Annotated in this window: 10 protein-coding genes; all 10 read right to left on the bottom strand. The window is 45.0% G+C overall.

The window, feature by feature from the left end; genetic code table 11:
- Window positions 1-82: 82 nt before the first annotated feature.
- Window positions 83-520 (bottom strand): RbsD/FucU family protein, encoded by a 438-nt coding sequence (locus V7D18_RS09300; RefSeq protein WP_426153646.1) that lies wholly within the window; start codon window positions 518-520, stop codon window positions 83-85.
- A gap of 56 nt (window positions 521-576) precedes the next feature.
- Window positions 577-1,713 (bottom strand): substrate-binding domain-containing protein, encoded by a 1,137-nt coding sequence (locus V7D18_RS09295; protein WP_426153644.1) that lies wholly within the window; start codon window positions 1,711-1,713, stop codon window positions 577-579.
- Between the two features lie 54 nt (window positions 1,714-1,767).
- On the bottom strand, window positions 1,768-2,754 hold the full coding sequence (locus V7D18_RS09290) for an ABC transporter permease (RefSeq protein WP_426153642.1): 987 nt from the start codon (window positions 2,752-2,754) through the stop codon (window positions 1,768-1,770).
- Window positions 2,735-4,258 carry a sugar ABC transporter ATP-binding protein gene (locus V7D18_RS09285; RefSeq protein WP_426153640.1) on the bottom strand — a complete coding sequence of 508 codons (1,524 nt, stop codon included), beginning with the start codon at window positions 4,256-4,258 and terminating at the stop codon, window positions 2,735-2,737. The genes V7D18_RS09290 and V7D18_RS09285 overlap by 20 nt, the downstream gene beginning before the upstream one ends.
- 124 nt (window positions 4,259-4,382) lie before the next feature.
- Window positions 4,383-5,357 (bottom strand): substrate-binding domain-containing protein, encoded by a 975-nt coding sequence (locus V7D18_RS09280; protein ID WP_426153639.1) that lies wholly within the window; start codon window positions 5,355-5,357, stop codon window positions 4,383-4,385.
- Window positions 5,344-7,110 (bottom strand): sensor histidine kinase, encoded by a 1,767-nt coding sequence (locus V7D18_RS09275; protein WP_426153637.1) that lies wholly within the window; start codon window positions 7,108-7,110, stop codon window positions 5,344-5,346. The genes V7D18_RS09280 and V7D18_RS09275 overlap by 14 nt, the downstream gene beginning before the upstream one ends.
- Window positions 7,088-8,692, bottom strand: coding sequence for a response regulator transcription factor (locus tag V7D18_RS09270; RefSeq protein WP_426153635.1), 1,605 nt, complete (start codon window positions 8,690-8,692; stop codon window positions 7,088-7,090). The genes V7D18_RS09275 and V7D18_RS09270 overlap by 23 nt, the downstream gene beginning before the upstream one ends.
- Window positions 8,693-8,835: 143 nt before the next feature.
- On the bottom strand, window positions 8,836-9,843 hold the full coding sequence (locus V7D18_RS09265) for an aldo/keto reductase (protein WP_426153633.1): 1,008 nt from the start codon (window positions 9,841-9,843) through the stop codon (window positions 8,836-8,838).
- A 21-nt stretch (window positions 9,844-9,864) separates the two neighbouring features.
- Window positions 9,865-10,746, bottom strand: coding sequence for an aldose 1-epimerase family protein (locus tag V7D18_RS09260; protein ID WP_426153631.1), 882 nt, complete (start codon window positions 10,744-10,746; stop codon window positions 9,865-9,867).
- A 2-nt stretch (window positions 10,747-10,748) separates the two neighbouring features.
- Window positions 10,749-11,684: a 1-phosphofructokinase gene (gene pfkB / locus V7D18_RS09255; protein ID WP_426153629.1), complete on the bottom strand. Its 936-nt coding sequence runs from the start codon at window positions 11,682-11,684 to the stop codon at window positions 10,749-10,751.
- Window positions 11,685-11,689: the final 5 nt, after the last annotated feature.

The raw sequence follows: 11,689 nt of genomic DNA, 5'->3' as shown, positions 1-11,689 counted from the left end.
TGCGGGGCTTATATTTTCACCTCCCCCGCACTTTATGATTTCTAATACAATTTTCGCTGTATCCGTATGCATAAATCAATTGCTATTCTGTCACTACCCCTTTTTTCAAAATCACATTCGCATACAGTTCCTTTTCACCAGTCATAATGACAACAGTTGAGTCATTTTTTGTCCTGTCGTAGAAATCCCACTTATCGATTTCTTCAAAGCAGGCAGCTCCCCTCTCGTCATGCTTTGCCACAATTTCCTTATATTTGTCCCAGATCGGAGTCTTAACGTCATCTCCCGGAACCACACCCATCAGGGTAACCGGGTGATCCACATAGGTATCAAGGGGAAACAGCTGTAAGATCGCATCCAGTATTTCCGGCACTCCGTGGCCATCCATACGGATCACTTTTTTGCCGTAAGTATGGCCCGGAAAGTTTCCGTCTCCAATGGTAAGCTCATCGGTATGACCCATTTCGCATAAAATTTTTAGTAATTCGGGACTGATAATGGAAGGAATTCCTTTTAACATAATATTTTCTCCTTTTCTCAAAGAGCGCTCTCCTGAAAAAGGAGAGCGCTTTATAATTAATCGTATAAGTTTTGTGAAATCTCACTGCTGTCCATATTGTCTTTGTTGTACCACTGGCTTCCTGTATCAGCATCTGCAACGGATTCTCCCTTTGCAGCTGCAACTGCCAGCTTTACAGTCTGATAACCGATTTCCACCGGAGCCTGGGTAACAGCGCCTGCCAGTTTTCCGGATTTGATTGCATCTTTAATCATGGTTCCGGAGTCAAATGCAACTCCAATCACATCTTTTCCTAATCTTCCTAAATTCTCGTCACCAGTAATCAGACCTTCACCGGTCTTCTGGTTGGAAGCGAAGATACAGATGGTATCCTGTTTGTTTAAAATAGTCTGGGCATCGGTAGTCATCAGGGAAGCTTCTACCTTTGCAGGAACCGCAACATCAAGTATTACATCTGCTGAACTGCCTTTATCTGTCTTGGAGTCCGTTACAAACTTATCATTACCGGTGATACATACGGTTTTTCCGTCTGCTTTTATTAACTCTGTTATTTTGTCAATAAAGCCAAGACCACGGCTGATAATGGACTCAGAGGTTGCATCCTGGTTCAGCACGCCGATGCGGACACTTGTTGATGATTTTGCAATTAAGTCTTTAATAAGGGGATAAGTATTCTCAGCTGCAACTTCTCCTGCCTTGTAATTATCTGTGGCTGCATTGGCAACAACGGCTCCCTTTGGTGCATCGGGAACACCGGAGTCAAATCCGACAATCGGAATTTTTGCATCCTGGGAAGATTTAATGCTGTCGTTAAGCGCGGAAACATCAAGCGCTGCCAGACCGATGGCTGCCGGCTTCATCTGAACTGCATTGTTCATCATCTGAACCTGCTGGGCGATATCTGACTCTGAATCCGGTCCCTGAAATTCCAGATGAACTCCCAGTTCTCCTGCCGCCTTCTGCGCTCCCTTATATACTGCCTGCCAGTACTGGGACTGAAAGCCCTTTGCCACCATATAAACCGTCATGTCTTCCTTGCCTTTTGCAGCTGCTTCTGTAGCTGCCTGTTCACTTTTGCTCTCTGCAGCTTTCGTACTTCCCGCATCATTGGTTGATGACTTGCTTGCGCAGCCGGCAGTCAGTGATGCCATCATAGCTGCTGTGAGTAAAACGCCCCATACATTTTTTTTCATTTTATTGCTTCCTCCTGATTTTATTTATGTAATTTCTTACGAATTACACTGCGCTCAATTCTTTCTCCTGTTGCGGTACACATCTGCAAATACGGCAACGATGATGACCAGACCGGTGGCTACCTGCTGGTAGTGGGTCTGAAGTCCCACAAATGGGAGTCCTGTCTTTAATACGGAAATAATAAATACGCCGATCATAGTGCCTGCTATGGTTCCGATTCCACCTGACATGGAGGTTCCGCCGATTACAACGCCAGCAATGGCATCCATCTCAAATCCGGCTCCGCCTCCCGGCAGCAGTGTGGAATAAATGGTAGAATAGGCAAGACCTGCAATACCTGCAAATGTGCCGCTGATGATATAGGCAATAATTAAATATTTATCTACATTTACACCGGATAATCTGGTTGCTTCTTTGTTGCTTCCAAGAGATAAGATATAACGGCCGGCTTTGGTTTTGTTCATTACCACTGCCATAACAACTGCAGCCGCAATCAGGAATAGAAAACCGGTTGGAATGAGGATTCCGCTCTCTGTTTTAATTTTAAATATAGCGCGGTACCAGCCCTCCGGATCGGAACCTGATTTCCAGGTAACTGACTGGGCTCCTGTGATAATGGAGCCGATTCCTTTTGAAAGCATCATGGTTCCAAGTGTTGCGATAAAAGGCGGAAGCCCAAGCTTTGCGACCAGAAGGCCGTTTGCAACACCGAAGGCAGTTCCGATCAGAATGCAGATAATGATCACCAGCCATATGGGAAATCCCATATTTACGCTTAAGTATCCCGCCACCAGACCGGACATGGTAAGCACTGTGCCGATAGACAAATCAATTCCGCCGGTTGCAATAACAAAGCAGATACCGATTGCCATGAATCCAATATAATAAGAGGCATCAAAAATGTTCACCATGGTGTTATAAGTTGCAAATCTGGGATTCATGATTCCGAATGCCAGGTAGATTAAGATAAGAGCCAGCAGTGCCACCAGCCTCTGGGTTCCTATTGCCTTAACAAGCGGGTTATTTTTCAGTTTTTCCATTGCTGACCTCCTGATTTCTCATGGTAGCCGCAGCCATGATCCTCTCCTGCGACACCTCTTCTATTGGAATTTCATCTGTAATGCGTCCTTCACACATTACAATGACCCTGTCACTCATCCGCAAAATTTCAGCCATCTCCGACGAGATCATGATGATGGATTTCCCCTGTTTTGCCAGCTCATTCATCAGGTGATAGATCTCGCTTTTGGCTCCGACGTCAATTCCTCTTGTGGGTTCATCAAAAATCAGAATATCGCAGTTTCTGATCAGCCATTTGGCAATTACCACCTTCTGCTGATTTCCTCCTGATAAATTCACCACCAGCTGGTCTACGCCCGGAGTCCTGGTATTTAACAGATGAACGTAATGCTCTGCCTGCTGATGCTCCTTCTTTTTATCGATAAAGAAGCCTTTCATAAAGGAAGAGAGAGAAGCCATGGTGGAGTTTTCCGCCACAGACTTAAAAACCACAAGTCCATAGCGTTTCCGGTCCTCTGATAAATATCCGATTCCCTGACTGACTGCATCTTCCGTCGTCTTTATGTCTGCTCTCCGGCCATTGATGAAGATCTCCCCGCCATCTTTTTTATCCGCTCCGAAAATAGCTCTGGCCGTTTCGGTTCTGCCTGCTCCCATTAATCCGGAAAAACCCAGAATTTCACCCTTTTTCAGTTCAAAGCTGACATCCTTTACCATTTTCCCGGCACTTAGATGTTCCACCTTTAAAACCACGGGGGCATCCCCTTTTACACTGCCAGCCTGCTTGGGTTCTTCGTAAATCACCCGGCCTACCATCATATTGATGATGTCATCCTTTGTACAGTCTTTTGTTGTCAATGTACCCACATAGGTCCCGTCACGCATGACAGTTACCCTGTCTGTAATCACTTTAATTTCATCCATCCGGTGGGATATGTAGATGATACCCAGCCCTTTGGAACGCAGGTCCCTGATAATTTTAAACAGCTCTTCAATCTCTGTCTCCGTCAGCGCTGCAGAAGGCTCATCAAATACAATCAGCCTGGCATCTCTGGAAATTGCTTTGGCTATCTCACACATCTGCTGCCGCCCTACAGTTAAATTTCCCATGACCTCCGATGGATTGATCTCAATATTCAGCCTCTGAAACAGCTTTTGCGCTTCTTTATTCATCATGGAATCGCTGATGAATCCTCCCTTCATCATTTCCCGCCCGATAAACAGATTCTGGGCCACTGTTAAGTGATTCATCATATTCAGTTCCTGATGGACAATGGCAATCCCGGCTTCCTGGGCCTTGCCCGGAGTTGTAAAATTCACCTCCTGGCCCTCGAATTCAATGGTACCGGAATCCTTGGAATAGATGCCTGTAAGAATTTTCATCAGAGTGGATTTTCCTGCTCCGTTTTCCCCCATCAGCGCATGGACCTCTCCTGCCTCTACCTCCAGATCTACGTGATCCAAAGCATGTACACCAGGAAAGGACTTGTCAATTCCCTTCATTCTCAGCATAACTCTGCCCACATTCTCACTCTCCGCTTCTTTTTTTGTTTTGAACCATGTGCTTCGTTCTCATGATTCCATTATATCGGAATTGAAATTTTCTAATATAGAGGATCTTACAAAAAAAGAAGAAGATTTTACTTTCTTAAAATGGGAAGAGCAGCTTCTGATTCTCATCGGTATAGATATTGTCTGCAGTAATCACCTCCGTATCGCAGTAGATATTTTTCTCCGGCTTCTTTCCCCGTACTGATTCCACCGCAGTCTGGATCCCGATATAGCCCATATTAAAGGGCTTCTGGACGATCAGGGTGTCAATGATCCCCTCTTCCAAATACTGAATTCCTTCAATGTCGTTATCGAAACCTACCACATGCACCTTATGGCTTAAATTCATCTCCTTAATGGCTCTTGCCACTCCCACTGTGGAATACAGATTCAGCCCCGCAATCAGCGTGATATCCGGATTTGTCCTCATCAGCTCTCTGGTTTTTTCATATGCCTGGTTATAGTCGGAATTGCTGTACAGGACCATTTTAATCCTGCTTTCCTCATCCCCAAGCCCCTCTCTGAGTCCTTCCTCCCGCTCTATGGCAGTGGAAGAACCTTTGACATGGGAAACCACGGCGATCTTCGTGTCCGGTCTCACAAATTCCCGCATCTTTTTCCCCATCTGCAGGCCTGCGTTCCGGTTATCCGTGCCGATGTAGGTTTCCTCTAAGTCTTTATCAAGTTTGGAATCAATAAGGATGAGTTTAATTCCGGCATCTGTCACCTGCTTTACACAGTCCGTCATTTCTGAATACCGAATGGGAGCAAGTGCGATGGCGTCAGGTTTCATCTTTACTGCTTCTTCAATGTATTTTTTCTGGGTTTCATAATCATTTTCCTCATCCGGTGCCAGAATAACCAGATTGACCTGATATTCCTTGCCTGCGCTTTTCGCTCCGGATATCATGGACATCCAGAAGTCGTTTGTCTTGTCCTGAACCTTGGGTATAAAGACGATTTTAACTGTTTTCTTCTCCCCGAACTCATCCAGTAAAAAAACGCCGGACAGGAACAGGAAAAACAATGCCATGAACAGAATCATTAAAAATGCATTTTTATGTTTCTTCATTCAGATCCTCCATCAGCCTGTAAGGTATGGTGATGGTCACTGTGGTTCCCTCCCCTTCCTTACTGTCCACACTTAAGCCGTATCCAGGCCCGTAATACATGATAAGCCGGTCCTGAATATTCTTCATTCCCACTCCGTTATGCTTCTGGTCTGTCTTCTTCTGAAAAATAGTGTCAAGAGCTTCCTTCGTCATTCCGGCGCCATCATCTATAACCTTTAATATCACGGTTTCTCCCTGCCTGTACCCGCAGATGAGGATATTTCCCTGCTCAGTTTTATACTTCAGCCCATGATACAGGGCATTTTCCACCAATGGCTGCAAAACCAGCTTCACGATAGCGCACTCCATGACTTCTTTATCAACCCTGATATCAAAGGCCACTTTATCCTTATACCTCATCTGCTGGATCAGCAGATAATTTCTGGTATATTCAAGCTCCTGCCAGACCGTCACATAGATGTTGGAATTGCCGATTGCCTGGCGGAAAAATCTGGCCAGAACAGAGGTCATCTTTATGGCCTGTTCTGAATCTTCGGTTTCGATCAGCCAGATGATGGAATCTAAGGTATTATAGAGAAAATGAGGATTAATCTGCGATTGCAGCGCCTTTAATTCGCTCTTTCTCTTTTCCGCCTGCTCCTTGCTGTTTTTCTTCATCAGCTCATCAATCCGTTCCGTCATGCTGTTAAAGGAATGAGTCAGACTGGAGATCTCATCATCCCCTGCTGTTTCAATACTGACCGGCTGGAATTTTCCCTCCTGCACCTGCTTCATGGCTGCCTGCAGCTGCTTGATGGGTCTTGTGATTTTTGCTGACAGTAAGACTGCAAACAGGCTGGCCAGCAGAATCAGTATAAATGCGGCTACTGTATACATTGTTTTCATGGTAAGCTCGTTGCCTGCCAGCTCAGAGGTATAATTCACCCCCACAATGGTCCAGCCTGTTTTTTTAGAATGGAACGGCGTATAAATCTTATTTTCTCCGTTTTCATCAATATGGGTAAGACTGGTTTTGCTGGCTGACACTTCTTTTAAAAGTTCCTTCTTTACCCCGCTTAAAATCAGCTGCTGCTGGGGGTGATAGACGATTTCTCCTTTTCCGTCAAGGATATAGACATACCCCTTATTTCCCAGGCTGATGGATTCACATAAATCATTGATAACGTCGTAATTTAAATCAATGACCAAAAGCCCCTCCACACGGCCGGTAGCCGGATTGGAGATTCCCCTGCTTAAAGTTACCACCCATTTATAATCGTCCTTTACCAGATTCTGTACGTGTGAGGAGGAAATGAGTATTTTGCTTTCTGCCATTTTCGCATCCTGATACCATTCCTTGTCCTTAAGCCGGGCCCGTATGTTTAAGCTGTCACTTCCATTATTGATAAAATATCTTCCATTGTTTCCAAGGACAGCAATGTTATAGATATCGGTCCTTGCATGGAGGATGGTCTGAAAAGCCTCCTTTAAATCCGCTCCGCTGTCTTTTTCATCATCAAAAAGATATCCGGTTATATCCCGGTTGTTCATAATTACCTGGGAGATATTTTCCATGTAGTCAATGTAGTTTTCAATATTGAAATTGACCTGCTCAATCAGCTGACGGCTGTTTTTTTCCGAATTATCCATAAGATTGCTTTTGGTAAACCGTATGGAAAAGAACAGGAACACAGTTACGGTTAAAAGAACCAGAAGGGAAAAATAAATGATCATATTGGTCCGTATACTTTTAAACCTGACTTCGATTCTCATAGCTGCCTTTCCGGTTCTTTCTCAGTCCCGCATATTCTTTTGGTGTCTTTTCAGTTGCCTTTTTAAAAATGGCGCTGAAATAATTGGCATCGTTGTATCCGCATTTTTCTGCAACCTCATAAGTCTTTAAGGATGTGTTTTCCAAAAGCTCCATGGCTTTTTCCATCCGCTTTTTTGTCAATGCTTCCACAAATGTCATTCCGGTATAGTTTTTAAAGGCAGAGCTGAAATAGCTGACGCTGATGGCCAGTTTTTCGCATATCTCCTGGAGGGACAGACTGCAGTCAGAATAATGGCTGTTGATGTATTCCAGTGCTGCTATCGCCTGATGATCCCCGTAATTTCCTCTGTTGCTGTTCACTATTTCCAATGCTGCATGAAAAAAGTCCAGCACCTTTTCTTCCATCTCTGAAATATAGGAACAGCCAAAAAGTCCTGATATGATCTCCTGTTCTTTCAGGAAAAATCCGTCTTCCACAAGATTAAGCCGTTCCAGAAAATTCATGACTGCAAGGATCAGGCTCTGGTAGATCACCACAACCTTATTCCTGGTGACCCAGTTGGCCTGGCATTCCTCCCTGATCTGCGCAATCTCCGTTTTAATCTCCTCTTCCAGATTGCTTCTGACTGCAAGCACAATTCGTTTTTCCCGTTCCCCTTCACTTAATAATCCCTGGGCACTGAGCCTGTATTTTTGAAATCTGTCCCACTCATAGATTCCAGGCTCCCGCTCCAGAAAAAGATATTCCTTCATATCCATAGCTTTTTCATAAGAAAAACTGAGCCCGCTTAAATTAAATACACAGGTTCCAACCAGACAGTATACGGTTTTCCCCATCTTCTTAAGAATGAGGTCTGCAGATTCATTGCAGATATCCGCCATCTCTTTTTTCATCTGTGAGCTGTTTTTCTTTTTCACATAAAGAAGGATCCGGCCGTCATCGTCTTCGGTCACAAGCACGTCTTCACTCCACCCCTTCCGGATTAAGTCCGCCATTTGGGATATTTCCTTTTTTTCCGTCTGTTCCCGCGGGCACAGGAGAGCCGTACAATAACATTCACCGGAAAAATCGATACGGAATTCTTTTAGTTTGTCCCCAATCTGATCTTCATGAATCCGTCCCTGTCCCAGCTGAAGCAGAAACTGATTTTTTAAAAGGGGGTAACTCCCTTCATAATAGGTCCGGACCTGGAGATTTTCCGCTTCCCCGTCAAGGATTTTTTTTGCCTCCTTTAACTTTTCAATCAGTTCCCCTGCTGTGACAGGCTTTAATACATAGGAAAGCACACGGTATTCCACCGCTCTTTTGGCATATTCAAATTCATCGTAACCGGTTATAATCACGGTCTTAGTATGTTTCCTGTTTTCATATAAATATTTTGCCAGCTCAAGGCCGTCTACATAGGGCATGCAGATATCCGTCAGAACAAGGTCCACCGGCTGCTTCTCCATAAAGCCGATGGCCTCCTTTCCGTTTTCGGAGGTTCCTGCAAGCTCGAACCCCAATGATCCCCATGGTATTCTCTGAGAAATCCGTTCTCTTATAAGAATTTCATCATCAACCAACAATACCTTATACATATAACTATCCCCTCATATCTCCAATAAGCGCTACAGTCAGTATGCGCAGTTTCCAGAAAAGAAAATAGCAATAAGGCCGGAATTTCTGAAGTAATTTGTGTGCTTCAAAAATTCCGGCTGTTTCTTATGTAACATGTACCCGGTTATTTTACAATAAAACCATCCTCATCCCACAGATCATGCCAGTCGTTTGCGCCTTCCCAGAGGAATACCTGCCCTTTCACCAGACGATTGTTCCTCTCCAGGGTTGCGATCAGGTTCATTTCCTCTTCTGTTAGGGGATCCTCTGTCATTGCCTTTAAGTTACTTACGTATTCCATTTCATGAATGGAGAAAGGAATGGGGATCTGTCCTCTCTGACGGGCCCATTTAAGAGCGATAACAGCTGGATGAACGCCGTGCGCCGCCGCGATTAGTTTCATCTCCGGCGTCTGTAAATCCGCCACATCCTCCGGACACATATCTCTTTCCGGTCTCTGTGGAGAACCTAATGGCATGAAACCGATAGGCTGGATATGATGAGCAACCAGATAATCAAACAGCTTTTGCTGCTGGAAACAGGGGTGAAGCTCCATCTCGCAGGCTGCAGGCATAATGTTCATGTGAGGAAGAACTGCTTCCAGCTTTGGAATGGTCATATTGGAAATTCCGATGTTGCGGATCAGTCCTTTTTTTACCAGTTCCTCACACTGACGGTAGGTTTTTAAAAATTCTTCCGGAGAAAATGGTCTGGAATCCGGATTGCGGGAATCTACATCGCAGTGGGGAGCGTGATAATTTGGAAATGGCCAGTGTATAAAGAACATATCCATATATTCGCACTGTAAGTCAACAATGCTCTTTCTGCATGATTCCTCGACTCTTTCATGCATGTCGTTCCATACTTTTGTCATTATGAATAGATCTTTCCGTTCCACTGCCCCCTCTGAAAATGCCAGATGAAATACTTCACCAATCTGATCCTCATTTCCATAGCAGGCCGCACAGTCGAACAAGCGGTATCCACAGCGGATCGCCCCCGCAACAGCTGCAGATACTTCATCTGGAGTAAAACGGTCGGAACCAAAGGTTCCCATACCCACGCAGGGAATCTCCTCCCCTGTGTATAATTTCACTTTTGGCACCAATGCCGGATTTACAAATTCTTTCATTGTCATATTCTCCTTCTCTTTTTATAGAATTGTAATTATATAGCTCAGCCGTTTTTCTTCCCCTGGCTTTACAATTGCTGCATTTCGTTTTTCTTCAAATACATCGTTCTCGTCGCTGCAGGTGGACAGTCCTGTCCAGGGTTCTAAAGCAAGAAACGGTCCGTCGTTGGCAGCTGACCAGATTACAAGATAGGGAAAGGATCCCATCTCCAGTTCTACTCCATGCCCGTTTTCCCTGTGGCAGAGGGTTACTTTTTTCGATTTCAGCCGGTCAAATATGATGCCGTCTTCATAAAAAAGGGAATGGGCGAGAGGAAGAACGGTGCCGTCAAAGAGGATTTCCTTCCTGTGTCCCATATCAACCAGACCTGTTTTTAAGTCCGGTGTGGGAGCGGTTTTCTCTTCTTTTTCATCAAATATAACCTGATAATCCCCATAGTCCTCTGTTTGTAAGAGGGGGCAGCGAAACGCCGGATGGCCTCCGATGAAGAAGGGCATATCCTCTGTTCCTGTATTCTTTATTCCATATGTCACATGAATGCTGCTTTCTTCCAGCCGGTATTCAATAGAGAGAGTAAAGGGGTAAGGATATTTTCCCAGCATCTCTTCATTTTCTGAAATGGAAAAACAGATACTGTCCTCTTTTTCCGACTCCAGCTTGAATTCTTCCTTGCGGACAATCCCATGCCTTGGCATCCGGATCTCCTTTCCTCCATTTGTGGCTGCCCTGTTATCTCTTAAGCTGCCGCAGATGGGGAACAGGACCGGAGCCTGCCCGCTCCAGTACTCAGGATCTCCCTGCCATAAATACTCCGCACCTTCTTCGTTCTTTATGGATGTGAGGGCTCCTCCCAGGGAGGTAAATCCCACTTCCAGCCGGTCATTTTTTAATGAATATTTCATATTCAACCCCCGATTCTTGTGATTTCTATCTGCGGCAGCAGCCGCTCCATGTCTTCCAGCAGGAAGAAGCCTGTTTCCTCTCGTAACGCAGAGGCTGCTGAAACAGCACTTGCATTTCTTAATATTTCTTCCATTGGAAGCTGTTTTGAAAGCCCAAGAGCAAAACCTGCAATCATGGAGTCACCACATCCCACCGTGTTTACCGCATCTATTTTGGGCACTCTTGCTCTGTAGATACCGGAGCTGCATACCACGAAGGAGCCTTCCGAGCCAAGGGAAACTGCCACGATCTCCACGCCGCGTTTATGAATGTCCGTTGCAGCTTCAATCATCTCTTCCAGGCTGTCGCAGCTTTTTCCTGTCAGCATACGGATCTCATCTAAATTGGGCTTGATCATGGAAGGAGCGGCTTCAATCCCCATCTTAAGCAGATTTCCGCTGGTATCTAAGATCACCTTTTTTCCTGCTTCTTTTCCGATCTTCACCATCTTCTGGTAAGCAGTTCCGTCAAGTCCTCTGGGCACGCTTCCTGATATGGCTATGACTTCTGCCTCTTTTACAAGCTTCTTAAAATGTTCCAGAAAATCAAGAAAATCCTCTTCCTCCACTTCAAAACCAGGTTCCAGAAATTCTGTCTGAATCTTATTTTTTTCATCCCAGATATTAATGCAGGAACGGCTCTCTCCTTTCAGATGGTAAAATGCGCTGGTGATGCCAAAGGAGCTTAATGCTTCTTCAATATAATTACCTGCATGGCCCCCTACAAAACCGGTTGCCACAACGCTGCCTCCTGCAATGACTGCCGGCTTTGAAACATTTAAGCCTTTCCCTCCCGGCGTATAGGAACATGTTTTCACGCGGTTTACTTCTCCCTGTGAAAAACCATCAACTACATACCGTTTGTCAATGGCAGCATTTAATGTTACGGTCAGTATCATCGGTC

The sequence above is a fragment of the Lacrimispora sp. 38-1 genome (assembly GCF_049890855.1).
Classification (GTDB): domain Bacteria; phylum Bacillota; class Clostridia; order Lachnospirales; family Lachnospiraceae; genus Lacrimispora.
The sequence above is the reverse complement of the archived record's forward strand: the minus strand, read 5'-3'. Positions and strand labels throughout refer to the sequence as shown.